24 protein-coding genes and 1 tRNA gene are annotated in these 26987 nt (G+C 64.6%); 14 read left to right on the plus strand and 11 right to left on the minus strand.

Annotated elements, in window-relative coordinates; all coding sequences use genetic code 11:
• Window positions 1-230: 230 nt before the first annotated feature.
• Complete coding sequence (locus ACOXXX_RS15705) at window positions 231-1061, plus strand: hypothetical protein (RefSeq protein WP_422827554.1); 831 nt, start codon at window positions 231-233, stop codon at window positions 1059-1061.
• Window positions 944-2032, plus strand: a complete 1089-nt coding sequence (locus ACOXXX_RS15710; protein ID WP_422827555.1) for an endonuclease/exonuclease/phosphatase family protein — start codon at window positions 944-946, stop codon at window positions 2030-2032. The genes ACOXXX_RS15705 and ACOXXX_RS15710 overlap by 118 nt, the downstream gene beginning before the upstream one ends.
• On the opposite strand, the gene ACOXXX_RS15715 is transcribed toward ACOXXX_RS15710, so the two are convergent.
• The gene (locus ACOXXX_RS15715; protein ID WP_422827556.1) at window positions 2016-2906 is read right to left on the minus strand and encodes an epimerase; all 891 of its coding nucleotides are present in this window, start codon (window positions 2904-2906) and stop codon (window positions 2016-2018) included. The two genes, ACOXXX_RS15710 and ACOXXX_RS15715, sit on opposite strands and share 17 nt — an antisense overlap.
• Window positions 2907-3000: 94 nt before the next feature.
• On the opposite strand from ACOXXX_RS15715, the gene ACOXXX_RS15720 reads away from it, so the two are divergent.
• The 4 genes from ACOXXX_RS15720 to ACOXXX_RS15735 all read left to right on the plus strand — a co-directional run bounded on the left by ACOXXX_RS15720 (window position 3001) and on the right by ACOXXX_RS15735 (window position 6286).
• Window positions 3001-3909, plus strand: coding sequence for a LysR family transcriptional regulator (locus tag ACOXXX_RS15720; protein ID WP_422827557.1), 909 nt, complete (start codon window positions 3001-3003; stop codon window positions 3907-3909).
• Window positions 3910-3969: 60 nt separating this feature from the next.
• Complete coding sequence (gene leuB / locus ACOXXX_RS15725) at window positions 3970-5076, plus strand: 3-isopropylmalate dehydrogenase (protein ID WP_422827558.1); 1107 nt, start codon at window positions 3970-3972, stop codon at window positions 5074-5076.
• A gap of 122 nt (window positions 5077-5198) precedes the next feature.
• The gene (locus tag ACOXXX_RS15730; RefSeq protein ID WP_422827559.1) at window positions 5199-6164 is read left to right on the plus strand and encodes a DMT family transporter; all 966 of its coding nucleotides are present in this window, start codon (window positions 5199-5201) and stop codon (window positions 6162-6164) included.
• A gap of 45 nt (window positions 6165-6209) precedes the next feature.
• Window positions 6210-6286, plus strand: a tRNA-Pro gene (locus ACOXXX_RS15735).
• A gap of 225 nt (window positions 6287-6511) precedes the next feature.
• Here ACOXXX_RS15735 and ACOXXX_RS15740 read toward each other — a convergent pair.
• Entirely contained in the window at window positions 6512-8422 is a 1911-nt protein-coding gene (locus ACOXXX_RS15740) for an alpha-amylase family glycosyl hydrolase (RefSeq protein WP_422827560.1), read from the minus strand.
• A 174-nt stretch (window positions 8423-8596) separates the two neighbouring features.
• Here ACOXXX_RS15740 and ACOXXX_RS15745 point away from each other — a divergent pair, with 174 nt between their 5' ends.
• Window positions 8597-9367 carry an NAD(P)-binding domain-containing protein gene (locus tag ACOXXX_RS15745; protein WP_422827561.1) on the plus strand — a complete coding sequence of 257 codons (771 nt, stop codon included), beginning with the start codon at window positions 8597-8599 and terminating at the stop codon, window positions 9365-9367.
• A 6-nt stretch (window positions 9368-9373) separates the two neighbouring features.
• On the opposite strand, the gene cueR is transcribed toward ACOXXX_RS15745, so the two are convergent.
• The 4 genes from cueR to ACOXXX_RS15765 form a co-directional block, all read right to left on the minus strand.
• Window positions 9374-9763, minus strand: a complete 390-nt coding sequence (gene cueR, locus ACOXXX_RS15750) for a Cu(I)-responsive transcriptional regulator (protein ID WP_422827562.1) — start codon at window positions 9761-9763, stop codon at window positions 9374-9376.
• Window positions 9760-12237 carry a heavy metal translocating P-type ATPase gene (locus ACOXXX_RS15755; RefSeq protein ID WP_422827563.1) on the minus strand — a complete coding sequence of 826 codons (2478 nt, stop codon included), beginning with the start codon at window positions 12235-12237 and terminating at the stop codon, window positions 9760-9762. The genes cueR and ACOXXX_RS15755 overlap by 4 nt, the downstream gene beginning before the upstream one ends.
• A gap of 80 nt (window positions 12238-12317) precedes the next feature.
• A complete protein-coding gene (rlmN, locus tag ACOXXX_RS15760) occupies window positions 12318-13502 on the minus strand; it encodes a 23S rRNA (adenine(2503)-C(2))-methyltransferase RlmN (RefSeq protein WP_422827564.1) in 1185 nt (394 codons plus the stop codon).
• 148 nt (window positions 13503-13650) lie between these two features.
• Entirely contained in the window at window positions 13651-14190 is a 540-nt protein-coding gene (locus ACOXXX_RS15765) for an invasion associated locus B family protein (protein ID WP_422827565.1), read from the minus strand.
• Window positions 14191-14356: 166 nt separating this feature from the next.
• Here ACOXXX_RS15765 and ACOXXX_RS15770 point away from each other — a divergent pair, with 166 nt between their 5' ends.
• The gene (locus tag ACOXXX_RS15770) at window positions 14357-15358 is read left to right on the plus strand and encodes an asparaginase (RefSeq protein WP_422827566.1); all 1002 of its coding nucleotides are present in this window, start codon (window positions 14357-14359) and stop codon (window positions 15356-15358) included.
• A gap of 25 nt (window positions 15359-15383) precedes the next feature.
• Here ACOXXX_RS15770 and serB read toward each other — a convergent pair whose 3' ends face one another.
• The gene (gene serB / locus ACOXXX_RS15775) at window positions 15384-16256 is read right to left on the minus strand and encodes a phosphoserine phosphatase SerB (RefSeq protein WP_422827567.1); all 873 of its coding nucleotides are present in this window, start codon (window positions 16254-16256) and stop codon (window positions 15384-15386) included.
• 157 nt (window positions 16257-16413) lie between these two features.
• Between serB and ACOXXX_RS15780 the strand changes: the two genes are divergently transcribed.
• Window positions 16414-17568: a phosphoserine transaminase gene (locus ACOXXX_RS15780; RefSeq protein WP_422827568.1), complete on the plus strand. Its 1155-nt coding sequence runs from the start codon at window positions 16414-16416 to the stop codon at window positions 17566-17568.
• A gap of 117 nt (window positions 17569-17685) precedes the next feature.
• Complete coding sequence (gene serA, locus ACOXXX_RS15785; RefSeq protein WP_422827569.1) at window positions 17686-19281, plus strand: phosphoglycerate dehydrogenase; 1596 nt, start codon at window positions 17686-17688, stop codon at window positions 19279-19281.
• A 121-nt stretch (window positions 19282-19402) separates the two neighbouring features.
• Here the strand turns inward: serA and ACOXXX_RS15790 are convergent, their stop codons facing one another.
• Window positions 19403-19771, minus strand: a complete 369-nt coding sequence (locus ACOXXX_RS15790) for a hypothetical protein (RefSeq protein WP_422827570.1) — start codon at window positions 19769-19771, stop codon at window positions 19403-19405.
• Window positions 19768-20247: a cupin domain-containing protein gene (locus ACOXXX_RS15795; RefSeq protein ID WP_422827571.1), complete on the minus strand. Its 480-nt coding sequence runs from the start codon at window positions 20245-20247 to the stop codon at window positions 19768-19770. Before ACOXXX_RS15795 ends, ACOXXX_RS15790 begins: the two co-directional genes overlap by 4 nt.
• Window positions 20248-20390: 143 nt before the next feature.
• On the opposite strand from ACOXXX_RS15795, the gene ACOXXX_RS15800 reads away from it, so the two are divergent.
• The gene (locus ACOXXX_RS15800) at window positions 20391-21353 is read left to right on the plus strand and encodes a LysR family transcriptional regulator (RefSeq protein ID WP_422827572.1); all 963 of its coding nucleotides are present in this window, start codon (window positions 20391-20393) and stop codon (window positions 21351-21353) included.
• A 3-nt stretch (window positions 21354-21356) separates the two neighbouring features.
• Window positions 21357-22073, plus strand: a complete 717-nt coding sequence (locus tag ACOXXX_RS15805; RefSeq protein ID WP_422827573.1) for a metallophosphoesterase — start codon at window positions 21357-21359, stop codon at window positions 22071-22073.
• Window positions 22074-22098: 25 nt separating this feature from the next.
• Here the strand turns inward: ACOXXX_RS15805 and ACOXXX_RS15810 are convergent, their stop codons facing one another.
• Both ACOXXX_RS15810 and ACOXXX_RS15815 read right to left on the minus strand, forming a co-directional pair.
• Window positions 22099-23109 carry a cytochrome d ubiquinol oxidase subunit II gene (locus ACOXXX_RS15810; protein WP_422827574.1) on the minus strand — a complete coding sequence of 337 codons (1011 nt, stop codon included), beginning with the start codon at window positions 23107-23109 and terminating at the stop codon, window positions 22099-22101.
• Window positions 23110-23115: 6 nt separating this feature from the next.
• Entirely contained in the window at window positions 23116-24507 is a 1392-nt protein-coding gene (locus tag ACOXXX_RS15815) for a cytochrome ubiquinol oxidase subunit I (RefSeq protein WP_422827575.1), read from the minus strand.
• Window positions 24508-24887: 380 nt separating this feature from the next.
• Between ACOXXX_RS15815 and ACOXXX_RS15820 the strand changes: the two genes are divergently transcribed.
• Both ACOXXX_RS15820 and ACOXXX_RS15825 read left to right on the plus strand, forming a co-directional pair.
• Complete coding sequence (locus tag ACOXXX_RS15820) at window positions 24888-25322, plus strand: universal stress protein (protein ID WP_422827576.1); 435 nt, start codon at window positions 24888-24890, stop codon at window positions 25320-25322.
• A gap of 40 nt (window positions 25323-25362) precedes the next feature.
• On the plus strand, window positions 25363-26907 hold the full coding sequence (locus ACOXXX_RS15825) for an alanine/glycine:cation symporter family protein (protein ID WP_422827577.1): 1545 nt from the start codon (window positions 25363-25365) through the stop codon (window positions 26905-26907).
• Window positions 26908-26987: the final 80 nt, after the last annotated feature.

Below are 26987 nucleotides of genomic sequence, written 5' to 3' on the forward strand. Positions count from 1 at the left end.
CACTCACAAGGCTGCCCCATTTCTGATCTCAAGTTGATGCAATCCGGCACCATGTTCTCCCTTATCTCGCCCCAAACCTTCGCGATTGTTTCCCCTGTGCTTGAGCCGTCAGAGGAAAGAAGGCAAGAATTGGGCAAGAATGAGGCAACGCGCCACAATCGGCGCTGGCAAGTTGGAACAAGGTCGCGGCAGAGTACCGTTTCCGTCCGATTTGAAGGGGTAGTGTAACCGTGATCACCCGCATGATCAGCGCTGGCGTGCGCGCCTTCTTGGTGTCGATGCTGATCGCATTGCCCGCGCTGATGTTGCCCGGCGTGGCGCCCGACACGACCCAGATAATCGCCCTGTTGTCGTTGCTTGCCGCTCTGCTGACCTTTGTCGAATACGTCAGCAGCTATCCCAGCCTGATCGAATTCCGCGATGCACCGCCTTTCAACCGCATGCGCTTCATCGCGCTGTTGACCACGATCCTGATGCTGACGCTGGTCAGCCGGGGCAGCACCGACCCGTCGGCCCTGACAGACGCTGTGACCGGCTTTGGCGCGCAGGTCGGCGCGATGCTCGACTTCCCGTTCTCGCCCGTGCGGCTGATGCTGCTGATCCTGCCCCAGGATGCGCCCCTTGCGTTGCAAGAAACGCTGCGCATCCATGCGGGACTGGCCTATATGATCGCGACCTCCAGCACCGTGGTCGTCTATCTGCTGATCCGCTACCTGGTCTGGCCGCTCCGCAACGGGGCGTTCAATTTCTGGGTGAACCTGCCGCTTTTCGACCCGACGGCGGGGGGCGACGTGCTCTACCGGCTGCGCCGGGACGCCAACATTAACGTGGCATTAGGTTTTCTGCTGCCATTCTTGATCCCGGCAGTGCTCAAGGCTGCTTCGGAACTGATGAACCCGATCGGCTTTGCCGATCCGCAGACGATGATCTGGACGATAACCTCATGGGCCTTTCTGCCGGCCAGCCTGATCATGCGCGGCGTGGCGTTGCTGCGCATCGCCGACCTGATCGAGGAAAAGCGCCGCCGCGCCTATGCGCAGGCGGAATTGCAGATCGCCTGATCCTTGCGGTCCTGTGCCTGGCGGTCAGCCTTGCGCTGAGCTTTGCCGCGCGCGCCGAAACCCTGCGCATCGCCACCTGGCACGCGCCCCTGGTCCGCGACGGGCCGGGTGTTCTGCTGCGCGATCTGTTGCGGGCGGATGATGCAGAGCTTCAGGCCGTACAAAGCACCATCGTCCGCATCGACCCCGATGTGCTGCTGCTCACCAGCATCGACTACGACCACGGTCTTGCCGCGCTGAGCGCCCTGCGCGACGGGCTGGCCCAAAGCGGCGCGGACTATCCCCATCTTTTTGCGCTGCGGCCCAACACCGGCCTGCCGACGGGCCGCGATCTGGATGGCGACGGGCGGCTGGGCCTGCCGCGCGATGCGCAAGGCTATGGCCGGTTTTCCGGACAGGGCGGCATGGCGATCCTGTCGCGGCTGGAGATTGACCGCGAAAACGTGCGGAACTTTTCCACGCTGCTCTGGCGCGACCTGCCGGGCAGCCTGATCGCATCGGACGATCCCGGCGGCGACGTGCAGCGCCTGTCGTCCGCGGGCCACTGGCTGGTGCCGTTGCACCGCCCCGGGGGCGCCACTCTGTCGGTCACCGCATTTCACGCAACGCCGCCGGTCTTTGACGGGCCCGAGGATCGCAACGGGCGCCGCAATGCCGACGAGGTGCGGTTCTGGACCGCGTTCCTGGACGGCGGGTTCGGGGCGGTGACAAGCGATATCGTGGTAATGGGCAATGCCAATCTCGACCCGGTGGCAGGTGATGGACGCAGCGCGGCGATCCGTGATCTGCTGGCCCATCCGGCGCTGCAGGACCCGTTGCCGGGCCGGCCCACCGCCGACTGGCCCCAGGTCGGGCCCCTGCGGGTCAGCTATGTCCTGCCGGGCGCCGCGTTGACGGTAACCGATGCAGGCCTGTCCGAACCGGTCGGGCCGCACCGCATGGTCTGGGTCGATATCACGCTGCCACCCTGAGCTTGTCGGGTGCCAACACCTGGGCCAACGGCGCCAGCGCTTGCGACAGCGCCTCTTCGACCGGTGTGACGGGCAGGCTCCGCAAGACCTCTGCCGCGGCTAGGCGGTGCGGCATCGACCAGAGATACCGCATTTCGCGTAGGTGCCGCGCCAGGGGCCAGACCGGCGATGCCAGCTGCAGCGGCAGCCAAGACATCTGGCGCAGCGTCAGGCCACGGCCCAGCGCGGCTTCGGCGGCGCGGTGCAGGTCCCGTCCGGTGAGAGTGTAGCCCTGGAACGGCACATCGGCAAATGTCGGCAGGGTGCTGCGGTGCCGCGCCAGATGTTCGGCCGCCTCGGCCAGATCGGGCAGCCAGGCCCAGGCGTGGGGCACATCCAGCGGGCCGGGATAGCTGAACCCGCCCCGGGCCACCCCTGCGGCGATTACCCGGTCGAACCAATTGCCCGAGACCTGATTGTCGATAAAATCGCCCGCCCGCAGGACAATCGTGCGCAGGCCCGCGCTGCGATAGGCCGACTCCATCTCGCGGCGGATGCGGCCCAGCGGATTGTCGGCCCGGTGCGGCGTGGCCGCGCCCAGAACCTCGGGCGCGGTGGCGCCGTAGACATAGACGTTGCCGGGGATCAGAACCGTGGCGCCCGACGCCTGCGCCGCGTCGATCACCGCGCGTGTCAGCGTCGGCACCTCGGCCTGCCAGCGGTCGTAGGGCGGGTTCCAGCCGTTCACGATCACATCTGCCCCGCGCGCCGCCAACGCCAGATCGTCGGTCGCCCGGTCGAACATTCGCAGGCGCCAGCCCCGGTTCCAGAAGACCTCGGCCACGTGGCGCCCGAACCGGCCGCTGCTCCCAAGGATAAGTACTGTTCCAGTCATCGAAAGACCTCCTCTGCAAATCCCAACCTCAGACTGCGGCATTCAAATTCAGCTGGGAATTGCCTGAATGCGCAGATCGTGTATTCATAAATGAATGAAGAAGCCGCTCTCGACCCTTGACTGGACCTTGATACAGACCTTTCTGACCGTGGCCGATACAGGGTCGCTGTCCGAGGCGGCGCGCAGCCTCGGCACCAGCCAGCCCACCGTCGGGCGGCAGATCCGGCAGATCGAAGACACGCTTGAGGTCACGCTGTTTCACCGCCAGCCGCGCGGGCTGAAGCTGACCGAAACCGGCAGCGCGCTGGTCCCGCATGCCCGCGCCATGGCCGAAGGCGCGCTGGCGCTGGGGCTGACGGCGGCGGGCCGGTCGGACCGGCTGTCGGGGCCGGTGCGGATCACCGCCAGCGTCTTTACCGCCCAGCACCTGCTGCCGCCGATCATCGCCCATATCCGCCGCACCGAACCCGAAATCAGTATCGACCTCGTGCCCACCGACACCGTCGAAAACCTGCTTTATCGAGAGGCTGACATCGCCGTGCGCATGTACCGCACCGAACAGCTCGACATCCTGACCAAGCATATCTGCGACATTCCGCTAGGCATCTATGCGGCACGGTCCTACCTCGACCGCGCGGGTCGGCCCGACACCCCCGACGCGCTGTGGACCATGGACCTGGTCGGGTACGACCGGTCCGACATGATGTTGCGCGGCATGCGGGATGTCGGACTCGAGGCCACGCGCGACTGGTTCGCGACCCGCTGCGACCATCACGGTGTCTATTGGGAACTGGTGCGCGCGGGCTGCGGCATCGGTTTTGCGCAATGCCGGGTCGCCGATGCCGACCCGCTGGTCGAGCGGCTTTTTCCCGAAATGCCACTTCCGACCCTGCCGCTGTGGCTGGCCGCGCACGAGGCGATGCGCCAGACCCCGCGCATCCGCAGGGTATGGGACCTGCTGGACGACGGCCTGCACGCGGCCCTTGCCGACAGCGTTTCTTGACGCCGGGTGCGGCGCGCAGTACCCGGTGCGGAACGGATTTTGACCAAAGGACACCCGCACATGAGCACCCCCTCGCTTCTTATCCTGCCCGGCGACGGCATCGGCCCCGAGGTCATGACCGAAGTGCGCAAGGTCATCGACTGGTTCGCCGCGAAACGCGACATGGCCTTCGACGTGAGCGAGGATCTGGTCGGCGGTTGCGCCTATGACAAGCACGGCACACCGCTGCATGACGACACGATGGCCAAGGCGCATGAGGTCGACGCCGTCCTGCTGGGCGCCGTCGGCGGGCCGAAATACGACACGCTCGATTTCAGCGTGAAGCCCGAGCGCGGCCTGCTGCGCCTGCGCAAGGAAATGGACCTCTACGCCAACCTGCGTCCGGCCCAGTGCTTTGACGCGTTGGCGGATTTCTCGTCGCTGAAGAAGGATGTCGTGGCGGGGCTCGACATCATGATCATCCGCGAACTGACCTCGGGCGTCTATTTCGGTGAGCCGCGCGGGATCATCAAGGAAGGCAACGAACGCGTCGGCATCAACACCCAGCGCTATACGGAATCCGAGATCGAGCGTGTGGCGCGCTCGGGCTTCGAGATGGCGCGCAAGCGCGGCAACAAGCTGTGCTCGATGGAAAAGGCCAACGTGATGGAATCGGGCGTGCTTTGGCGCGAGGTCGTGCAGAAGATCGGCGACACCGAATACCCGGATGTCGAGCTGAGCCATATGTACGCCGATGCCGGCGCCATGCAGCTGACCCGCTGGCCCAAGCAGTTCGACGTGATCGTGACCGACAACCTTTTCGGCGATCTGCTGTCCGATCTGGCGGCGATGCTGACCGGCAGCCTGGGCATGCTGCCCTCGGCCAGCCTTGGCGCGCCGATGGCCAATGGCCGGCCCAAGGCGCTGTACGAACCGGTGCACGGCTCCGCCCCCGACATCGCCGGTCAGGGCAAGGCCAACCCCATCGCCTGTATCCTGAGCTTTGCCATGGCGCTGCGCTATTCCTTCGACAAGGGGGATGAGGCGACGCGATTGGAGGAAGCGGTCAACGCGGTCCTGGCCAAGGGCTACCGCACCGCCGATCTGCTGGGCGAAGAAGGGCGCAGCCCGGTCAGCACGTCCGAGATGGGCGACGCCATCGTCGCGGCGCTCGACGCCTCGCTCTGACACCGCCGCCCACCGGGCGCATCGCTGCATTGCAGAAATGGCAAGGGTTCCGCCCTTGCCATTTTTCGTGTCCGGGCGTTTAGCTGCTCGCGAATTCCACCATCCGAATCTGCGGGGCCGTCATGGGACCGAATGCCAAGGGCGCCCTGCTGGCGCTGCTTTCCTTTGGGCTTTACGCCACCCACGATCTGATCGTGAAGGGCCTTGGCGCGACCTACAGCCCGTTCCAGATCGTTTTCTTTTCGGTCCTCTTCAGCTTTCCGCTGGTTGTCGGGATGCTGATCAGCGATTCGCGGCCCGGCCATCTTCGACCCAATCATCCGTGGTGGACCGCGCTTCGCACCGTGGCGGCGGTCACCACGGCGGCGGCGGCGTTCTATGCGTTTTCCAACCTGCCGCTGGCGCAGGTCTATGCGATCATCTTTGCTGCACCGCTGATCATCACCATCCTGTCGATCCCGATCCTGGGCGAACAGGTGCGCCTGCGCCGCTGGATGGCAGTAATCATGGGCCTTGGCGGTGTGATCGTGGTTCTGCGCCCCGGTGTCACACAGTTCGACCTGGCACATCTGGCCGCCTTGGTGGCGGCCTTCGGGTCGGCGCTTGCCTCGATCATCGTGCGCAAGATCGGCAATGACGAACGGCCCGAGGTTCTGGTGCTGTATCCGATGCTCACCAATTTCGTGGTGATGGGGGCGCTGACGGCCTTTGTCTATGTGCCCATGCCGCTTGAGCATCTGGCGCTGAACGCAACGATGGCGGTGCTGGGGTTTGCCGCGTCGATGATCATCATCTACGCCTACAAGGCCGCCGAGGCGGTGATCGTCGCCCCGATGCAGTATTCGCAGATCCTGTGGGCCGTGGTTTTCGGGGCGGCGTTCTTTGACGAATGGCCCGACCGCGTGACGCTGGCCGGGGCCGCGATCATCATCGCCAGCGGTGTCTATATCGTGCTGCGCGAAGGCAGCGGAGGGGCGTCGGAAAACACGCCCGTGCTGCAGAACCGCGGCCGCTATGAAACCGGTACGCTGCCCCGGGTCAGCACGCTCTTGCGCCTCCGCAAGGACCGCAGCAAAGCGCAGTCGTGACCCCTTGCCAAAGGCCGCGCAACGGGCTATCCCGCCCGCCACGGTCGGAGTGTAGCGCAGCCTGGTAGCGCACCTGCTTCGGGAGCAGGGGGTCGGAGGTTCGAATCCTCTCACTCCGACCAATTTTTCCCTGAGATCCTGCTCTGCATATTCGTCGTGTGCGCTCGCCAGACCGCGGGATGGCGATCCGACACCCGTGCGACGCACTTAATCCCCGCACCCCCGCGCGCCGCATCTGCGTCTTGCTGTCGTCTGACAATCGCCAGCCCGGGGGGCGGTCTGGCGATCGCGCGGCGGCCTTTGGCCGCTGTCCGCGCGGGGGCTACGCGCGGCAACCGGCGCGCCCGTCAAGTCGCCCCCTGATCCGCCAGCCAGACAATCTGATGCGCGGCCAGCGTCACCCCGGTGCGCACGTGATAGGCTTCGCCGCTGATCAGGTCGGTCAGGCGCGGTGCCGTGGCGATAAATCGGTCGGCATGGATCTCCTGCGGCTGATCGGCAAAATTCGCCAGTACGCAGACCTCCTGCCCCCCACCCCGCCGCAGGTAGCCCAGCACATGCGGGTTTCCGGTGTCGAACCCTTCGATGGCATTGCCTGCCAGACCCGGCGCCGCCTGCCGCGCGGCGATCAGCCTTTGCATCCCGGCAAAGATTCGGCCCGCGTCGGTGTCGGGATCGTGCCGCTGGTCATAAAGCGCATCAGGCCGGAACGGGCGGCCAACCCAGCGCGTGTCCTTGGCCTGGCCTGCCCGGCTGGCATAGCCGTGATCGTTCAACTGCCCCACCTCGTCCCCCAGCGACAGAAGCGGAATGCCGCCTGCGGAAAACGCGATGCCGTAGAGCAGCAGCATCCGGTCGATCCCGCCCGCATCCCCGGCTTCGACCCCGGTCAGTGATGCGGTGGTGCCGCAAACCCGGCAATCGCCGGTGCGCGGGTTGAACTGGAACGGCACGCCGCGGGCGAAACTTCCATCGAACTGGTTGGTGTAGAATGCGTTCAGGAACCGCCGGTGATCGAACCCCATGATGTCGAGCTCGGCCGCATCCTCGTCCGCAAAGGTCCAGCCGATATCGTCATGGCTGCGCACATAATTGACCCAGGCGCAGTCGCCATTGATCGGCTGGCGCCGCCGGATCGCCTGGTCCAGCAGTTCGACCTTGCGGGTCGCCAGCGCCTCCCAACTCAGCGCCATGAGCAGCGGATTGTACGAGATCGGGCATTCCTCTGGGTCGATGTAGGACACGACCTCGTCGGGGTGCACGATTGCTTCGGATTTGAACAGAAGCGACGGCGCCGCCATCCGGCACACGGCGTTGAACGCGCGCAGCAGCAAATGCGCCTCTGGCAGGCTTTCACAGGGCGTGCCGAGCCGTTTCCAGATAAAAGCGACGGCATCCATGCGGATAAGGTCAACGCCCTGATTGGCCAGCGCCAGCATCTCGCCCGCCATGGCGCAGAACACCGCCGGGTTGGAATAGTTCAGATCCCACTGGAAAGAATGAAAGGTCGACCAGATCCAGCGCCCGTCCTCCATCTGGATGAAGGCACCGGGGTGATCGTCAGGAAAAACCTCGCGCACCGTGCGTTCGAACGCATCGGGCATGCGCCGGTCCTCGAAAATCCAGTAGTAATCGGAATAGTCCGGGTCGCCCGCCGCCGCCTTCTGCGCCCACATGTGTTCGTTCGAGGTGTGGTTGAACACGAAGTCCACCACCAGTGAAATGCCCGATTCGCGCAGTTCCGTCGCCAGCGCGCGCAGGTCGGCCATGGTGCCCAGATCGGACCGCACCTCGCGATAGCTCGACACCGCATAGCCGCCGTCGGAGTTTTCCTTGGGGCAGTCGAAGAGCGGCATCAGGTGCAGATAGGTGATGCCCAATTCGTTGAGGTAGGGCACATGCTTCTTAAGCCCCTGAAGATCGCCCGCGTAGCGATCCACATAGCAGAAGGCACCCAGCATCTTATTCGACTGGAACCAGTCCGGCTGCGCCTCGCGCGCGGCATCCAGCGCCTTGAGATCCTCCGGGCGGTCACGCCAGGACGTCAGCGCAAGGGCGATCAGATCGGCCAGGTGGTCGAGACAGCGGTCGTGGTCGCCGTAAAGCGTCGCGAAAAGCTCGAAAAGGCGCGGAAACTGCGCGTCGAACCGCGCCATGAAGGCCTGCCCGGCGTCGTCGTCAACACCGATGCCGCGCGCCGCCAGGGCGGACAAAACATAGCTGCGCGCCGCGCGCTGCTGCTGTGACGAAGAAAGCATGAAGACCCCTTTTCCGCTGTTTCCGGGCAAAGTGTCGTCCAGAACCCGGGCAAGCGCAAACCGGAATGCCAGGCGTCGGTGCCGCGGCCCGGCATGTCGCGTGCCGACATTGACGCGGTGGCGGCTGCCGGTTCAGGCTGCGGGCCACACACCTTGAGGACCGAAAGGAATGTCATGGCCGCCATCGGCTTTATCGGGACAGGCCACATCGCCGCCCCCATGGCCCGCGCGCTGGCGCGCGCCGGGCACAGCGTCACCGTGTCAGAGCGTAACGCCGATGTGGCAGACGCTTTGGTCGGGGCCGGGCTGGGCATCGCCAAGGCCGCGAACCAGCAGGTTGTCGATGCCAGCGACACGGTTTTCCTGTGCCTACGCCCGGCGGTCTGGAACTCCGTCGTGACACCGCTTTCATTTCGCAGCCAACAGCAGATCGTTTCGGTGATGGCGGGCGTCGCGCTCGATGACATCGCCGCGACCTGCGCGCCGGTCACGCGGATCTCGGCCACGATCCCCTATGGCTATATCGAAAACGGCGGCTGCCCGCTCCCCGTCGGGGGGGAGCCAAGCGCCGTGCAGGCGCTGTTCGGCGATCGCAACCCCGTCCTGCCACAGCGGTCCGAGGCCGCGTTGAATGTGCATTTCGCCGCCTCCACCATGACCAGCGCCGCCCTTGGGCAGTTGATCGCGGCGACCGAGTGGCTGGCCGATCAGACCGGCGACGCCGACGCGGCAGAGGTTTACGTGGCCAACCTTGTGTCGGGCTTCCTTGCCTCTCTGCCGAAGGACGCGGCGGGCGGGCTGGCCCGCGAACGCGCGGCGCTGGCCACGCCCGACACGCTCAATCTGCAGATGGTCGAGGGGCTGCGCGACGCGGGTGCCTTTGACAGCCTTGGCCCGGTGCTGAGCGCCATCCTGGCCAGCATGGACCCCCCCGAGAATGCCTGAGCATCCTCAGGCCTTGGCGGCCAGGTCCCGCAGGATCGGACAGTCCGGCCGGTTGTCCCCGGCACAGGCATCGACCAGTTCCGACAGGGTCGCGCGCATGGATTGCAGCTGCGCGATCTTTTCGTCGATCTTGCCCAGGTGATCCAGCGCCACGGCCTTTACATCTGCCGACGCGCGCCCTTCATCGGCGTAAAGCGCCAGCAGGGTGCGGCAATCCTCGATCGTGAACCCCAGCGCCCGCGCGCGTTGCAGGAACGCCAGCCGATGCAGATCGGGTTCGCGAAAGGCACGGTACCCGTTGGGATCGCGCCCGGGCGTGATCAGCCCGATATCCTCGTAATAACGGATCGTCTTGGCGGGCAGGCCCGCGCGTTTGGCAACCTCTCCGATGTTCATGCCGTCCTGACCTCTGCGTGCGGGGCCTCTTCTGGTGTGGATTCTGACAGCACCGGCCGCAGTCCACGCAGCCGCAGCGCGTTGTTGACCACAAAGACCGACGACAGTGCCATCGCCCCCGCGGCCAGCATCGGCGACAACAACAGCCCGGTCGCGGGATAAAGCACCCCAGCCGCAACCGGAATCAGCGCAACGTTGTATCCGAATGCCCAGAACAGGTTCTGCCGGATGTTGCGCAGCACCGCGGCCGAAACATGCCGCGCATTGACCGCGCCCACCGGATCGCCCGACACCAGCACCACGTCCGCCGCTTCGATGGCGATGTCGCTGCCGGTGCCGATGGCCAGGCCCACATCCGCCGCCGCGAGCGCCGGCGCATCGTTGATGCCGTCGCCGGTAAAGGCGACCGGCCCGTGACGCGCCTGCAGCCGCTCGATGGCGGCGACCTTTTCATCGGGGCGCACCTCGGCCTCGATCTCGTCGATGCCCAGCGTCTTTGCCACCGCCTGTGCCGCGGCGCGGGTGTCGCCGGTGATCATCGCGACCTTAACCCCCGACTTGTGCAGCGTCGCCACTGCATCTCGACTGCTGGCCTTGACGCGGTCGGCCACGGCAAAGGCCGCTGCGATCCGCCCACCCTGCGCCACCAGAACCGGCGTCTGCCCGGCCGCGGCAAAGCGTTGCAAGGTCTCCTCAAGCACAGTGATGTCGATGTCTTGCGCCCGCATCAGCCGCGCGGTGCCGACCAGAACGACCTGCCCTTCGACCTTTGCGCGCAAGCCGTCGCCGGGCAGCGCCTCGACACTCTCGGCCTGCGACAGCGGCCCGGTGGCCGCACGTTCAAGCGCCCGCGCGATGGGATGTTCCGACCGTCCTTCCGCCGCCGCGGCAAGGCGCAGAACCGCATCCGGCTCGAACCCCGGCGCGGCCACCGCATCGACCAGCAAGGGCTTGCCCAGCGTCAGCGTGCCGGTCTTGTCAAAGGCCATCACCTTCACATCCGCGAGCCGCTGGAGCGCGTCGCCCTTGCGGAAGAGCACACCCATTTCCGCCGCGCGCCCGGTGCCCACCATGACCGAGGTCGGCGTCGCCAGCCCCATCGCACAGGGGCAGGCGATGATCAGCACCGACACGCCCGCGACCAGCGCGAATCCCAGCGCCGGATCGGGCCCGAATGCCAACCAGAGCGCCACGGTCAGCGCGGCGATGCCGATGACCGCAGGCACGAACCACAACACCACGCGGTCGGCCAGCGCCTGGATCGGCAGCTTGGCGCCTTGCGCGTCCTGCACCATGGCCACGATCCGCGCCAGCATCGTGTCGCGGCCCACCGCCGTTGCGCGATAGACCAGCGCACCCGATCCATTCACCGTGCCGCCGGTGACGGCCGCACCTTCGGCCTTTTCCACCGGGACGGGTTCGCCGGTGATCATACTTTCATCGACGTAACTGCTTCCGTTCAGCACCTCGCCGTCGACGGCCAACGCCTCGCCCGGGCGCACGTGCAGGGTGTCGCCCACCCGCACCTGATCGACGGGCACCTCGACGATCTCGCCGTCGCGGTCCACCCGGGCGGTGTCGGGCCGCAGCGACATCAGCTTGCGGATCGCCGCACCGGTGCGGCCCTTGGCCCGCGCTTCCAACCAGCGGCCCAGCAGGATCAGGGTCACGATCACCGCCGCCGATTCGTAATAGACGGCGCGCGCCTCGGCCGGAACCAGGCCGGGTGCGATCAGCACTAGCGTGGAATAGCCCCAGGCCGCCAGCGTCCCCAGCGCCACAAGCGAATTCATATCCGGCGTGGCCCGCGCCAGCAGCGGCAGGCCAAGGCGCAGGAACCGCCTTCCGGGCCCGAACAGCACGGCCGACACAAGCGCGAACTGCAGCCACCACCAGCCTTGCTGACCCAGCAGGTCCACGGTCGCGTGATGCACCGGCGGAAAGAGGTGCCCGCCCATTTCCAGCAGAAAGACCGGAAGCGTCAGCGCCGCCGCGATCCAGAGGTCACGGCTGAGGACGCGACGTTCTTCGGCATGCGGATCCTCGACCTCGGGCCCTGCATCCCCGGCTTGCGCGTCATAGCCGATCCCGCGCACCACCTGGGCCAGATCCTCGGCGCTCGCGGCCCCCCGCAGCACCTGAACCTGCGCGCTTTGGGTGGCCAGGTTCACATGCGCGGAAAGCACCCCGGGTTCCGCCAAAAGCGCGCGCTCCACACGGCCCGTGCAGGACGCGCAACTCATCCCGTCGATCTTCAGGGTGAACTTGTCCTCTGCCGCCGGATACCCGGCCTCGGCCAGGGCATCGCGCAAGGCCGCAGGCGTCACGTCGCCTGTCACCTGCCCGGTGGCGCTGGCCAGATTGACGCTGGCCTTTGCCACACCCGGCACCGCCGCCAGCGCACGTTCCGCGCGACCGGCGCAGCCGGCGCAGGACATGCCAGTGATCTCGAACCGCTGACTCCGTTCCGCCATGACGCACCTTTCCCCTCACGAGATAACCTTCTGTCAGGAATATAGGGCTTCCAGTTACGGGAAGGTCAAGGGCAGCTGCGTTAACCCTGCCCGGTCTCTGCCGCGATCTGCGCGCGGGATTTGCGCGCCCGTTCGGTCGCGGACTTGAGCTGTCCGCAGGCGGCCATGATATCCTCGCCCCGCGGCGTGCGGATGGGCGAGGCATAACCGGCCTTGTAGATGATGTCGGCAAAGGCTTCGATCCGCGCCCAGTCCGACCGCTGATAAGGCGCGCCGGGCCATTCGTTGAAGGGGATCAGGTTGATCTTGGCGGGAATCCCGCTGATCAGCTTGACCAGCCGCCGGGCATCGGCATCGCTGTCATTCACATCCTTCAGCATCACGTATTCAAAGGTGATCCGCTCGGAATTGCTGGCCTTCGGATACTCCCGCAAGGCATCCAGCAGCGTCGCGATGTTCCAGCGCTTGTTGATCGGCACCAACTTGTCGCGCACCTCGTCAGTGGTGGCGTGAAAGGACACCGCCAGCAGACAGCCGATTTCCTCGGCGGTCTTGGCAATCTCGGGCACCACACCGCTGGTGGACAGGGTGATGCGGCGGCGCGACAGCGAAATGCCCTCGCCATCCATGGCGATCTTCATCGCGTCGCGCACGTTTTCAAAGTTGTAAAGCGGCTCGCCCATGCCCATCAGCACGACGTTGGACAAAAGACGCGGCCCGCTGTCGCCGGTGCCGGTGCCCGGTTCGGGCCATTCGCCCAGATCGTCGCGGGCCAGCATGATCTGCCCGACGATTTCGCCCGCCGTCAGGTTGCGCACCAGCTTTTGCGTGCCGGTGTGGCAGAACGAACAGGTCAGAGTACAGCCCACCTGAGAGGAGATGCACAAGGTGCCGCGGTCGGTTTCGGGGATATAGACCACCTCGACCTCGTGCCCGCCCGCGATCCGCACCAGGTACTTGCGGGTACCATCCGCGGACACCTGCCGCGACACGACCTCGGGCAGGGAGATGGTGAAATGCCGGGCCAGGGTGGCACGGAAATCCTTGGACAGGTTCGTCATCGCGGCAAAGTCGCGCACGCCCCAGTGATAAAGCCACTGCCAGATCTGGTTGACCCGCATCTTGACCTGCTTGTCGGGCGTGCCCACGGCGCGCAGCGCCTCGGCCAGCGCCGGACGGGTCAACCCGACAAGGTTCACCGGCCCCTCGGCCATCTTGCGCGGGATCGTCAGCACATCCTGGGTGATCGGTGCGGAAACGCTCATCGTGTCACATCCTTTATCGAAGCGCGTTGCATATAGGATTCGCGCGCCCTTGCCAAAAGCAAAAAGACCGGCAGCGCGCGCCGGTCCTGTCTTCTCTGGTTCGAAAATACCTCGGGGGTCCGGGGGCAGCGCCCCCGGGGTCACCGGCCTAGCTGGTCGAACAGCGCTTTTCGGCATCCTCGACCGCCGCCGTGAAGCCCAGCAGCGAAAACGTGTCCTTGGTCTGCGTGCCACGGCTCGACCGCGCGGTCAGGATGGCATTGGCCCCGCGCTTCATCGCCGTGACGATCTTGGCATCATCGGCGGGGGTCGCGGGCCAGGCCCATTCACCCTCGGTGAAAAGCTCGAACTCGGTGCCGCCGATATTGACGTTCACGGTGGATGCGTCCGCGAAGGGATAGCCGCCGGTAAAGGCCAACTGGCCCTGCACCTCGGCCCCGGGGCGATAGAACACCATCAGCAGGATTTCACCCCGCGTCACCGCGACCACGCGCCCGTCCTTGGTGTTGACGCTTTCCTTATAGGTCGTCACCGCCCAGCATTCGCGCGGATCGGTGCCTTCGAAAACCGACCAGTCGGTCATGGCATCCACGCGGTTGGTGCTTGCTTCCTGCGCGGTGGCCACCGCACAGGTCATCACCAGCGCCGCAACGGCCCCGGACATCACGCGTCCAAGAAATGAATTCATACGTCCAGCCTCCAGCTGTCCTCAGCCTCAATTCGGTGGTTGCGTCCTTCGTGGTCCGGCTTATCCTGCCGCGCAACCGGTTTCTCTCGACCCGGGCAGAATAGCCTGAAAATCCGGGCCGATAAAACCCCAATTGGCAGATTATCGCTCAGATGTGAGGACCCGCATGGCCATCGCCCCAGCCCCCATTGCCGAAATTCGCCGTGGGCCCTTTATAGAGAGCATTCACTGCGGTCACGCGGTGATCTGCGATGCCTCGGGCGGGGTGATTGCGGCCTGGGGCGATCCGGAGGCGGTGGTGCTGCCGCGCAGCTCGGCCAAGATGATCCAGGCGCTGCCGCTGATCACCTCGGGCGCGGCCGACAGGTTCGGCCTGACCGATGCGCAGCTTGCGCTCGCCTGTGCCTCGCATCAGGGGGCGACGCTGCATACCGACGCGGTGACGCGCTGGCTGGGCGATCTCGGTCTGGACGACGATGCCCTGCGCTGCGGCCCAGAGGTCAGCCGCGATCCGGAGGTGGCCAGGACGATGATCCGCGAGGGGGCAGAGCCCTGTCAGGTCCACAACAACTGCTCCGGCAAGCATGCCGGCTTCCTGACGCTGAACCGGCATCTGGGCGGCGAGGCCGAATACATCAACCCCGATCATCCCGTTCAGGTCGCCTGCCGCGCCGCGACCGAGGACGTGACACAGGAGGACAGCCCCGGCTACGGAATCGACGGTTGTTCCGCGCCCAACTTCGCCACCACCATGCACGGCATGGCCCGCGCCATGGCGTATTTTGCCAGCGCCCACAGCCGCGGCGACAGCCAAAGCGCCGCCGCCACGCGGCTGGTGCAGGCGATGTATGCCCATCCCGTGCTGGTCGCGGGCGAAGGCCGCGCCTGCACGCGGCTGATGCGCGCGGTGACAGAGCCTGTGGCGCTCAAGACCGGAGCGGAGGGGTTTTTCGTGGCGATCCTGCCAGAGCGGCAGATCGGTATCGCCGTCAAGGCCGCGGATGGCGCGACGCGGGCCGCCGAATGCGCCATCGCGGCGCTGCTTGTCCGGCTGGGCGCGGCCCAGGCCGGGCATCCGGACGTCGCGGCCTTCCTCACCCCCGTCCTGCGTAACCGGCGCGACATCGCGGTGGGCGAGATCAGACCGGCACCGGGCCTTCTGTCCTGACGGCGCGGACCGGCTTCGAGCCCCGTTATCGCGCCACGAAATCTGACTTCGCGTACCCCTGCAGGTACAGCAGCGCTGTCAGATCGCCGTGGTTGATCCGCAGATCACATTCCACCTGCACCGACGGTTTCGCATGCAGCGCCACGCCAGTGCCCGCAAGCGTCAGCATGCCCAGATCGTTGGCCCCGTCCCCGACCGCCAGCACATCCGCAGCAGTGAGGCCCAGCCGCGCGGTGATCTCTTCCAGCGCCTGCACCTTGGCGGCACGGCCCAGGATGGGCTTTTCCACCTCTCCGGTAAGCCGACCGCCCGCGACGAGCAATGTATTGGCCCGGTGTTCATCAAAGCCCAGCCGCGCCGCAATGGCAGCGGTGAAAGCGGTAAAGCCACCCGACACCAGCGCCGCATAGGCGCCGTGCGCCTTCATCGTGGCCAGCAGTTCCGGGCCGCCGGGCATCAGCGTGATGCGGCGTTCCAGCACATCGCCGATCACGGACTCGGGCAGGTCTTTCAGAAGCCCCACCCGTTCGGTCAGCGCGCCGTCGAAATCAAGCTCGCCGTTCATGGCGCGGGCGGTGATGTCCTTGACCCGGTCGCCGACCCCTGCGGCATCGGCCAGTTCGTCGATGCATTCCTGCTGGATCATCGTGCTGTCCATATCCGCAAGCAGCATGGCCTTGCGCCGCGACTCGACCGGCTGCACCGCCAGATCGACGCCCATGCCCTGGACGTCTTCCCACACCTGCCAGCGATTCGCGGGCACCTCGGGCAGGACGAATTCCGCCGCCTCATCCGGTGACAGCCAGACGATATCGCCGCCGCCCCAGGCGTTGCGCAGGCTGTCGGTCAACGCGGGGTCCAGCCCGCCGGGCCGTGCGATCAGGGTTACGATGAACATGGGTCAGGTTTCCGATGATGGTCAGGGATGTCGCGATTGCGCGCTCAAGCGGCGCAATACCGCCATTTTCCGGATTGTGGAACCGGGAATTGGGGCGTATGTCCGGCGGTGGGACACCCCTCCCCAACGAGGGGCGCTTATCTGGAAGGGTAGCATCATGGCTATTGCACAACCGGCCGCGCGGCCGGCAAATCCGCGTTTTTCCTCTGGCCCCTGCGCCAAACCCCCCGCATTCGATCTGAACAAACTGTCCGACGCGGCCCTGGGCCGGTCGCATCGCGCCGCTGTCGGCAAGGCCAAGCTCAAGACCGCCATCGACGGCACGCGCGAGATCTTGGGCATCCCCGACGATTACCGCATCGGCATCGTGCCCGCCTCGGACACCGGAGCGGTGGAAATGGCGATGTGGTCGCTGCTGGGCGAACGCCCCGCGACGATGGTCGCCTGGGAAAGCTTTGGCGCGGGCTGGGTCTCGGACGTGGTCAAGCAGCTGAAGATCGAGGCCGAAGTAAAGACTGCGGAGTATGGCCAGATCGTCGACATGGCGGCAGTGGATTACGACACCGACGTCGTCTTTACCTGGAATGGCACGACCAGCGGCGTGCGCATGCCGCATGGCGACATGATCCCGGCGGATCGCGCGGGCCTGACCATCTGCGACGCGACTAGCGCCGCCTTTGCGCAGGACCTGCCCTGGGACAAGCTGGATGTGACCACCTTCAGTTGGCAAAAGGTGCTGGGCGGCGAAGCGGCACATGGCATGATCGTACTCAGCCCCCGGGCTGTCGAGCGTCTTGAGAATTACACCCCCGCCTGGCCGCTGCCCAAGATCTTTCGCATGACCAAGGGCGGCAAGCTGATCGAAGGCATCTTTGTCGGCGAGACAATCAACACGCCCTCCATGCTCGCGGTCGAGGATTACCTGCTGGCGCTGGACTGGGCACGCTCGGTCGGCGGGCTCAAGAGTCTGATGGACCGCGCCAATGCCAATGCGCAGGCCATCTGGAATTTCTGCGAGGCCAACGACTGGATCGCCAACCTGGCCGAGGATCCGGCCACGCGGTCGAACACCTCGGTCTGCCTCAAGTTCACCGATGCGCGCATCACCGATGGCGCGGCGTTCGCCAAGGCCGTGGCCAAGCGGCTGGAGGCGGAAGGTGTGGCGCTGGATGTGGGTGCCTACCGTGATGCACCGGCAGGTCTGCGCATCTGGTGCGGCGGCACGGTCGAGACGGCGGACATCGAGGCGATGCTGCCTTGGCTCGACTGGGCCTTTCACGCCGAGATTGCAGCCCAGGCCGACGCCGCCTGATCGCACACCCTGACCGCCCGGCGCGACGCCGTTTTCCTCAAGGAAAACGGTCCGGAATTCTCAAGAATTTCGGGTGCCCGGCGAACCCTTCTTTCGTTTCATCAAAGGACCAACAGAATGGCCCCCCGTGTACTCATCTCCGACAAACTCTCTGACGCCGCCGTGCAAATCTTCAAGGATCGCGGCATCGACGTCGATTTCCAGCCCGATCTGGGCAAGGACAAGGACAAACTGGCCGAGGTGATCGGCCAGTATGACGGCCTCGCCATCCGCAGCGCCACCAAGGTCACAGAAAAGATTCTGGAGGCCGCGCCCAATCTTAAGGTCATCGGCCGCGCGGGCATCGGCGTCGACAATGTCGACCGCGACGCGGCCTCGAAGAAAGGCGTGATCGTGATGAACACGCCCTTCGGCAACATGATCACCACGGCCGAACATGCCATCGCGATGATGTTCGCCGTGGCGCGGCAAATCCCCGAAGCCAGCGCCTCGACACATGCGGGCAAGTGGGAAAAGTCGAAATTCATGGGGGTCGAACTGACCGGCAAGACGCTGGGCGTCATCGGCGCGGGCAACATCGGCGGCATCGTCTGCGATCGCGCGCGCGGTCTCAAGATGAAGGTGGTGGCCTACGATCCCTTCCTCAGCAAGGAAAAGGCCGAGAAGATGGGCGTCGAGAAGGTCGAGCTTGACGCGCTGCTGAGCCGGGCGGATTTCATCACCCTGCATGTGCCGCTGACCGACCAGACCCGCAACATCCTGAGCCGCGAAAACCTGGAAAAGACCAAGAAGGGCGTGCGCATCATCAACTGCGCGCGCGGCGGCCTGGTGGATGAACAGGCGCTGGCCGATCTGCTGACCTCCGGCCAGGTCGCGGGCGCGGCGTTCGACGTCTTTGCCGAAGAACCCGCGAAGGAAAATCCTCTCTTCAACCTGCCCAACGTGGTCTGCACCCCGCACCTGGGCGCCGCCACGACCGAAGCGCAGGAAAACGTCGCCCTGCAGGTGGCTGAACAGATGTCGAACTACCTGCTGACCGGCGCGGTGGAAAACGCGCTCAACATGCCGTCGGTCACCGCCGAAGAGGCCAAGGTCATGGGCCCCTGGATCAAGCTGTCCGATCACCTGGGCAGCTTCATCGGCCAGATGACGGACGAGCCGATCAAGGCCATCAACATCCTTTACGACGGGTCTGTCGCGCAGATGAACCTCGCGGCGCTGAACTGTTCGGTGATCGCGGGCATCATGAAGCGCGCCAACCCGGATGTGAACATGGTCAGCGCCCCGGTGATCGCCGAGGAACGCGGGATCAAGATCAGCACCACCAACCAGCACAAGTCCGGCGCCTTTGACGGCTACATCAAGGTCACGGTCGTCACGGCAGAGCGTGAGCGGTCGATCGCGGGCACGGTGTTCAGCGATGGCAAACCGCGGTTCATCCAGATCAAGGGCATCAACATCGATGCCGAGATCGGGGAGCACATGCTTTACACCACGAACGAGGACGTGCCCGGCATCATCGGCACCCTGGGCATGACCATGGGCGAAAACGGAGTCAACATCGCGAACTTCACCCTTGGCCGGTCAGCCGCGAAGGGCGAGGCGATTGCCCTGCTTTACGTGGACGACGTGGTGCCCGCGAAGGTGATCGCCAAGCTTGAAGGCACCGGGATGTTCCAGCAGGTCAAGCCGCTGCAGTTCGACGTGGCCTGACGCGGCGCTGCACCGTGAGCGGCGAACAAGGGGGGCGCTGCCCCCCTTTTTTGATCCTGGCCTAACTTTGGTACGCAGTGCGCGCCCCTTCCTCACCTTTTGGCCACCTGCTGCGCGCGCGTCAGCGCCGGGGGTCGCGCAGGACGACCGCCAGAAATGTCAGCATCGACAAAAGCGTCAGAAGCGAGCCGATCTTGGCCAGCGTCTCGCCGGTTTCCAGGATTGCAAAGACGATGCCAGGCACGATCAGCACAAGGCCGACAACTGCCAGAGCGAAATGCGCCTTGGGCAGCCAGCCATCCATGGCACCGGGCACAAGATGATAGTAAAAGGCAAAGATCGCCATACTGACCCAGCCCAGCAGGTTCAGATGGGCATGGGCCGGTGCCAGGACGTGATCGCCGCTGGCGGACATCTGAATGCCCCATCCCATGCCAATGATGACCGAGATCACGCCGATCACGAGAAATCCGAATGAAATACCCTTCATGTTTCTTTCCTTCTTCCAGGTGTATGAGGTTCGCCGCCCATCGGCGGGCCGGTGAATTCAAGCTGATAGCGCGCTGCGACCTCGCAGATGCGCGGCATGTCCTGCGGGATGCGGCACCCTTCGCTGGCCATTTCGGAAAAGAAGCCTTCGAACCCGCCCGGCGTCAGGATCGTCAGATGTCGCGCCGGGGTGTGGCCCACGGCGCGAAAGCTGTGTTCCTGGCCACGGGGCACGAAAACCGTCTGCCCGGGACCGCGATGCAGGGTCCGACCATCGAGCCAGAACTGCCAATCGCCGCTTAGCAGGACAAAGGTTTCGTCGGCATCGTGATGAACATGCCGGGGCGGGCCGCTGCCCGCTGGGCTGACGGTGTCAAGTATCGACATCGCACCCCCCGTCGCGTCGGTGGACAGAATCGTCCGGTATTGCACGCCCTGCCATTCCAGGGCGTCAGGACCAAGAATGTTGCGAGACATGAAAGAGCGGCTCCTTCGGGTGACTATGCGGGCCAGGCGGCCCCCTGAAAGCGGGTGATCCTGGGCAGGGATTTCTTACCAACACACTGGCACGACAAAGTTCATATCGAAAATAGATAGATTATATGATATCTATCAATCTCATGAATTTTTCTAGTTTCGACCTCAACCTGCTGCGCGTGCTTGATGCGCTTTTGACGACCGGATCGACAACCGAGGCAGGGCAGCGCATCGGGCTGTCCCAACCCGCCGTTTCGGCGGCCCTGTCGCGGTTGCGCCACGCGCTGGACGATCCGCTGTTCGTGCGTCAGGGTCGGCAATTGGTTGCCACCGATTTCGCGCGCTCTCTGCACGACCCGCTACGCCGCATTCTGGACGAGACAGAGGCGCTGCTGTCCGGTGGCGCGCGGTTCGACCCGGCCACCGCAAGCGCCCGCTTCAAGATATCCGGCAGCGACTTCTTTGCCGAATTGCTGATTCCGGACCTGGCGGAACGGGTGTCGCGGATGGCTCCGGGCATCACTGTGCAACTGGTCGATCTCGTGCCCGACGGTTTTATCGACAGGCTCCAGCAGCACGAAATTGACCTGGCCTTGCTGCCCGAAACCGACTTTCCCGACTGGATTGATCACCGGCGGCTGTTTCATTCCAGCTTTTCCACCATCGCACGTGCCGGGCATCCCCGGCTGCGACACGCCGGGCTGTCGCCGGGCGACACCATTCCGATCGACCTTTTCTGCGATCTTCAGCACGTGATCTTTTCACAGCAGGGCAACTTTCGCGCCATGGGCGATGCCGCGCTGGCCAAAGTCGGGCGCGAACGCCGTGTCGGCGTGACGATGCCGGTCTTTGCGGGGGTCTGCAACGCCGTGTCACGCAGCGACATGGTGGCGCTGGTCCCGCATCAGATGGCCCTCAGCATGGCACCCCGACTGGGGCTGGAGCTTTACCAGGCACCAATGTCGCTGCCGGTGGTGGCAATTGCCATGGTCTGGCACCGGCGCACCAGCCGCAACCCCATCCATATCTGGCTGCGCGACCAGATCGCGGCGCTGATGGAACCGCTCGACCGGGTTGCGCCCAAAGCCACCATCGGCGAGGGTTGAGCGATGGCACTCCAACCGATCTTTGCCGTCGGCGACATCCACGGCCAGCCCGACATGCTGCGCGCGGCGCTTGACCTGATCGACGCCGATGCCGATACGGGCGCGCCAGTGGTGTTTCTGGGCGACTACGTTGATCGCGGGCCGGACAGCCGCGCGGTGCTGGACATTCTGGCAAATGGGCTGGCCGAGGGGCGGCCATGGATCACGCTGCTGGGCAATCACGACCGCTACATGCGGAATTTCCTGAACGGCAGCGGCCCGCAATATCCCGAACGGCTGGGCTGGCTTCACCCAAACATCGGCGGCCGGACGACGCTGGAATCCTATGGCGTGGATGTGGGCGACCGTCGCACCGAAGAGGCGATCCGCCGCGATGCGATGCAGGCTGTGCCCGCGGCACACCGCGCGTTCCTGGACAGGCTGCGGACGATGCACCTGACGGAGGACCAGATTTTCGCGCATGCAGGCATCCGCCCGGGCGTGCCGCTGGATCAGCAGGAAGAGCATGACCTGATCTGGATCCGCGATCCGTTCCTGATGGACACCCGCGATCACGGCCGACTGGTCGTGCACGGGCATACGCCGCAGCAGGGCCCAGTGCATCTCGGCAACCGGCTGAACCTGGACGGCGGCGCAGGCTTTGGCCGACCGCTCAGCGCGGCAGTGCTGCGCGGTCGCGACGCCTGGCTTTTGGGCAAGGGCGGCCGCATCAAGCTGTAGGGTCCGCCCTGCTACGGCACTGGCCTCAGTCGTAGCTGAGCGCCGTCGCCTTGCCGCGGAACACCGTATAGGCCAGCGCCGTATAAAGGATGATCATAGGAAGCACGAAGCACGTGCCGATCAGGATGATGAACAGGCTCTCTGGCGCGCTGGCAGATTCGTAGATGGTCAGCCGATCCGGCACCACATAGGGATAGAACGAATAGGCCATGCCCGCGAACCCCAAGACAAAGATGCCGATGGTCACCACGAACGGCACCCAGCAATGACGATCCTCCTCCGCAGGCAGCTTTTGCAACTTGTTCCAGAGGAAAAGCACCAACCCACCGGTCAGGATCGGCAGCGGCAGGAGCCAGAGCATTTCAGGCAGCACGAACCATTTGTCGAAGATGCGCGCACTGACCAGCGGCGAGCCCAGTGAAATCGCCCCCATTCCCAGAACGACGCCCCAGATGCCGCCCTTGGCCCAGCCAACGGCCTTTTTCTGCAACGCGCCTTCGGATTTCATGATGAGCCACGTCGCCCCGATAAACGAGTAGGCCACCGTCAGGAACACCGCCGTGACAAGGGCAAACAGCAAATGAAAGAACGTGTAGTCCAGCCCCATCACGTACATTCCCAGCATGAACCCCTGGCTCAGCGAGGACATGAGACTGCCCGCAAAGAACGCGTGGTTCCAAAGCGGTTTCCACCGCTTCGGCGCCTTGGCCCGGTATTCGAACGCGACCCCCCGCAGGATCAGCCCGATCAGCAGGATCGCGACCGGCAGATAAAGCGCCGTCAGGATCACCCCATGCGCGGTGGGAAAGGCCACCAGAAGGATACCGATCGCCAGCACCAGCCAGGTTTCATTGGCATCCCAGAATGGCCCGATCGAGGCGACCATGCGGTCCTGCTCGGCATCGTCGGCAAAGGGGAACAGGACCCCTACGCCCAGATCAAACCCGTCAAGCACGACGTAGATCAGGATACTCAGCCCCATGAGCGCGCCAAAGGCGAAGGGCAACCAGACATCGGGGGGGCCGAAAAGATCCATAACGACCTACTCCGCTGGAACTGAGGCAGCCCGGGCGGCCGCCTGACCGGACGCCGCGCGTTCCCGCACCGGATCGCCCTGCGCCTGTTTGCGCGCAAGATAGAAAAGCACGCTGATGTAGATGCCCAGCAGCAGCACATAGACCACCAGATAGGCGATCAGCGTCGTGGCCACCATTCCGGCAGCCACCGGTCCAACCGCGTCTTGGGTGGTCAGCACGCCCTGCACAAGCCAGGGCTGACGCCCGATTTCGGTCGTGTACCAACCGGCCAACGTCGCGACCCAGCCGGAAAACGCCATCGGGACCAACGCGTAAAGTAGCGGCTTGGGCAGGCCCTCAACGCCCCGCCGCTTGCGCCACATCAAAGCGACCGCCGCCCAGCTGAGCACCAACATGGCAAGCCCGGTGGCGACCATGATCCGGAAGCTGAAGAAGATCGGCGTAACCGGCGGGTGCAGCACGGTGCCGTCTTCGGCGACGAAATCGTTCAGCCCCGGCACCACGCCATCGGCGCTGTGCTTGAGAATCAGCGACGCCCCGTTGGGAATCGCGATCTCGAAATCATTCTCGCGTGTTTCCTCGTTTGGCAGGGCGAACAGGACCAGCGGCACGTTGCTTTGCGTTTCCCAGTTCGCCTCCATCGCGGCGACCTTTTGCGGCTGGTATTCCAGCGTGTTGAGCCCGTGCATGTCGCCCGCCACGATCTGCACCGGCGTGATCAGCGCCCCCATCCAGAGCGAGGTGACAAGCGCCGCGCGCACCGACGCGCAGCGGTCGCCCAACAACCAGCGGAACGCCGACAGACCGGCGATCAGGAACGCCACGGTCAGCCCGCTGGCCAGCAGCATGTGCACCAGCCGGTAGGGCATCGACGGGTTGAAGATGATCGCCATCCAGTCGGTCGCATGCGCCACCCCGTCCCGCATCTCGAACCCCACGGGGGTGTGCATCCAGGAATTCAGCACGATGATCCAGAAGGCGGACATGCTGGTGCCGAAGGCGACAAGGAAGGTCGCCGTGGTGTGCAACCAGCTGGGCACCCGGCTGAACCCGAACAGCATGATGCCAAGGAACACCGCCTCAAGGAAAAAGGCGGTCATCACTTCGTACGCCAGCAGCGGCCCGGCGATGTTGCCGACGGCTTCCATGAAGCCCGGCCAGTTGGTGCCGAACTGGAACGACATGGTGATGCCCGACACCACCCCCATGGCAAAGGACAGGGCAAAGACCTTGACCCAGAACTGGTAGGCCTTCATCCATTTCGCGTCATCGGTGGCGGCGAACCGCAGCTTGAAGAAAAGCAGAACCCAGCCCAACGCAATGGTGATCGTCGGAAAGAGGATGTGAAACGAGATGTTGGCGCCGAATTGGATGCGCGACAGCAAAAGAGTGTCCATGAGCCATGCCTCCGAAAAATTTCTGCCGGTAGGGAACCGGCTGACGGGGGGGTGTTCGTTCAGACATCATATAAGCCGAAAGGTCGACCTGTCGCGGCCCTGCGACAGCTGATCACATCCGGCCCCCACCCAAGCATCGGTTGATTCCGGCGCTCGTTTCCACCACGATGGTGGATAGCACATTTTTTGCCCGCCTGCCCCGGTGGCAACGGCGCGTATTCGCTGTGCCAGATGAACTGACCATTTCGCCCGCCAAATGGGCGAAAAGACGGACAATTCCCTGCCGACCCCGATCAATCAATTCAAATTTGCGTTCTTCCCGTGCTACGCTTGGTCATTCTGCGTAGCCGCATGCGCAGTTCACGAGAATGGAGAAAAGCATGTCCGGAAAATTCGTTGTCGGCTTCGATGACAGCTCTCCCGCCAGGCGCGCCCTGGATTTTGCCCTTGATAAGGCCAAGAAAACCGGGGGGACGATCATTGTCGCGCATGTGATGGAATGGTCGCCCTACAGCTTTCTGACACCCGAAGAGCTGGAAGAGCGTCACAAGCGCCGCAAGGAAGAGATCAAGCGCGCCGAAACGGCGGTGATGGGCGCGGTGACCGAAAAGCTGCAGAAAAGTGGCGTCACCTTCGAAACGGTGATCAAATACGGCCATATCGCTGAAAAACTGTGCGATATCGCCAAAGAGCATGGTGCCACGCAAATGGTGGTCGGTCGGGATGGCAATTCCGCGCTGGTCAGCCGGGTCTTCGGATCGGTCGCGGGCACGCTTGTGCAGATCGCACCGGTGCCCTGCACCATCGTGCCGTGATCCGACGGCCCATCAGAAACAAAAGAACAGGGATTTATTCATGCACTCTCAGACACGCATAGGGCTGGTCGCCCTCGTTCTGGCGCTGCTCGGCGCAGTTCCGGCGCGGGCCCAGGGCATCGACCAAGCCATCAATCAGGCCTTTGCCGATTATACCGGCTGGTACGTGAGCTTTATCTTCGCCCCGGTTCCGGGCACCAACTTTTCATGGATCGCGCTTTGGCTGGTGGTCGCCGCGCTGATCTTCACCTTCTATTTCGGCTTTATCCAGTTCAAGGGCTTCATGCACTCCATCAAGCTGGTCAAAGGCGACTATTCCGACCCCAACGACGCGGGCGAAGTAAGCCATTTCCAGGCGCTGGCGACGGCGCTGTCGGGCACGGTGGGCCTTGGCAACATCGCCGGTGTGGCGGTGGCCGTGGGCATCGGTGGGCCGGGCGCGACCTTCTGGATGATCGTCGCCGGCCTCTTCGGCATGGCGACCAAGTTCACCGAATGTACGCTGGGCGTGAAGTACCGCAACGAATATCCCGATGGCTCCGTCTCGGGAGGTCCGATGTACTACATGACCAAGGGGTTCGCCGAGCGCGGGCTCAAGGGCGGTGGCATCTTTGCGATCCTGTTCTGCATCTTCACCATCCTCGGCGCCCTTGGCGGCGGCAACATGTTCCAGTCGAACCAGGCACATGCGCAGCTGGCGGGCGTGCTGGGTGACTATCCCGGCTGGATCACCGGTGTCATTCTGGCGGGCGTGACCTTTGCCGTCATCGTCGGCGGCCTCAAGTCCATCGCACGGGTGACCGAAAAGGTCGTGCCGTTCATGGGCATCTTCTACGTCATCGTGTCGCTGCTTATCCTGATCATGAACTACGACATGATCGGCTGGGCCTTCGGGCAGATCTTCGTCGGCGCGTTCACCGGCCTCGGTGTCGTGGGCGGCTTTACCGGCGCGCTGATCCAGGGCTTCCGCCGCGCCGCGTTCTCGAACGAGGCGGGCATCGGGTCGGCGGCCATCGCCCACTCTGCGGTCCGCACCAAGGAGCCCGTGACCGAAGGCTATGTCGCCCTGCTCGAGCCGTTCATCGACACGGTGGTGATCTGCACCATGACCGCGCTGGTCATCGTGATCTCGGGCGTGCTGAACGTCGACCCGGACACCGGTCTCTACATCTGGAACGCCGAGGCGGGCCGGATCTCGACCGAGGGTGAGGTTGCCGGCGTGGCGCTGACCTCTGCCGCCTATGCGCGGGCGCTGCCGTGGTTCCCGGTGCTGCTGGCGATTGCGGTGGTGCTCTTTGCCTTCTCGACGATGATCAGCTGGTCCTACTACGGGCTGAAGGCCTGGACCTACCTCTTTGGCGAGGGCAAGGCGAAAGAGACCACGTTCAAGGTGATCTTCTGCGTCTTCATCGTGATCGGGGCCGCGGCGAACCTTGGGCCGGTGATCGACTTCTCGGACGCCATGCTGTTCTCGATGGCGATCGTGAACATCATCGCGCTCTACCTGCTGATGCCGATCGTCAAGCGCGAGCTTGGCAGCTACGTGTCGCGACTGAAGTCGGGCGAGATCAAGAAGTTCAACTGATCAAGTGACGACGCCAAAGGAAAGGGCCGGGACTGTCCCGGCCCTTTTCGTTTGCTCCGATGGCGGCCTGTTCGGGCCGG

It is taken from the genome of Thalassococcus sp. BH17M4-6 (genome assembly GCF_049323015.1).
Taxonomy (GTDB): domain Bacteria; phylum Pseudomonadota; class Alphaproteobacteria; order Rhodobacterales; family Rhodobacteraceae; genus Puniceibacterium.

Bases quoted from the DNA above. Each gene is read 5' to 3' on its own strand.
- ACOXXX_RS15710 (WP_422827555.1), top strand. From the start codon at position 944: ATGGGCCTTTCTGCCGGCCAGCCTGATCATGCGCGGCGTGGCGTTGCT.
- ACOXXX_RS15715 (WP_422827556.1), bottom strand. From the start codon at position 2,906: ATGACTGGAACAGTACTTATCCTTGGGAGCAGCGGCCGGTTCGGGCGC.
- ACOXXX_RS15720 (WP_422827557.1), top strand. From the start codon at position 3,001: ATGAAGAAGCCGCTCTCGACCCTTGACTGGACCTTGATACAGACCTTT.
- leuB (WP_422827558.1), top strand. From the start codon at position 3,970: ATGAGCACCCCCTCGCTTCTTATCCTGCCCGGCGACGGCATCGGCCCC.
- ACOXXX_RS15730 (WP_422827559.1), top strand. From the start codon at position 5,199: ATGGGACCGAATGCCAAGGGCGCCCTGCTGGCGCTGCTTTCCTTTGGG.
- ACOXXX_RS15740 (WP_422827560.1), bottom strand. From the start codon at position 8,422: ATGCTTTCTTCGTCACAGCAGCAGCGCGCGGCGCGCAGCTATGTTTTG.
- ACOXXX_RS15745 (WP_422827561.1), top strand. From the start codon at position 8,597: ATGGCCGCCATCGGCTTTATCGGGACAGGCCACATCGCCGCCCCCATG.
- cueR (WP_422827562.1), bottom strand. From the start codon at position 9,763: ATGAACATCGGAGAGGTTGCCAAACGCGCGGGCCTGCCCGCCAAGACG.
- ACOXXX_RS15755 (WP_422827563.1), bottom strand. From the start codon at position 12,237: ATGGCGGAACGGAGTCAGCGGTTCGAGATCACTGGCATGTCCTGCGCC.
- rlmN (WP_422827564.1), bottom strand. From the start codon at position 13,502: ATGAGCGTTTCCGCACCGATCACCCAGGATGTGCTGACGATCCCGCGC.
- ACOXXX_RS15765 (WP_422827565.1), bottom strand. From the start codon at position 14,190: ATGAATTCATTTCTTGGACGCGTGATGTCCGGGGCCGTTGCGGCGCTG.
- ACOXXX_RS15770 (WP_422827566.1), top strand. From the start codon at position 14,357: ATGGCCATCGCCCCAGCCCCCATTGCCGAAATTCGCCGTGGGCCCTTT.
- serB (WP_422827567.1), bottom strand. From the start codon at position 16,256: ATGTTCATCGTAACCCTGATCGCACGGCCCGGCGGGCTGGACCCCGCG.
- ACOXXX_RS15780 (WP_422827568.1), top strand. From the start codon at position 16,414: ATGGCTATTGCACAACCGGCCGCGCGGCCGGCAAATCCGCGTTTTTCC.
- serA (WP_422827569.1), top strand. From the start codon at position 17,686: ATGGCCCCCCGTGTACTCATCTCCGACAAACTCTCTGACGCCGCCGTG.
- ACOXXX_RS15790 (WP_422827570.1), bottom strand. From the start codon at position 19,771: ATGAAGGGTATTTCATTCGGATTTCTCGTGATCGGCGTGATCTCGGTC.
- ACOXXX_RS15795 (WP_422827571.1), bottom strand. From the start codon at position 20,247: ATGTCTCGCAACATTCTTGGTCCTGACGCCCTGGAATGGCAGGGCGTG.
- ACOXXX_RS15800 (WP_422827572.1), top strand. From the start codon at position 20,391: ATGAATTTTTCTAGTTTCGACCTCAACCTGCTGCGCGTGCTTGATGCG.
- ACOXXX_RS15805 (WP_422827573.1), top strand. From the start codon at position 21,357: ATGGCACTCCAACCGATCTTTGCCGTCGGCGACATCCACGGCCAGCCC.
- ACOXXX_RS15810 (WP_422827574.1), bottom strand. From the start codon at position 23,109: ATGGATCTTTTCGGCCCCCCCGATGTCTGGTTGCCCTTCGCCTTTGGC.
- ACOXXX_RS15815 (WP_422827575.1), bottom strand. From the start codon at position 24,507: ATGGACACTCTTTTGCTGTCGCGCATCCAATTCGGCGCCAACATCTCG.
- ACOXXX_RS15820 (WP_422827576.1), top strand. From the start codon at position 24,888: ATGTCCGGAAAATTCGTTGTCGGCTTCGATGACAGCTCTCCCGCCAGG.
- ACOXXX_RS15825 (WP_422827577.1), top strand. From the start codon at position 25,363: ATGCACTCTCAGACACGCATAGGGCTGGTCGCCCTCGTTCTGGCGCTG.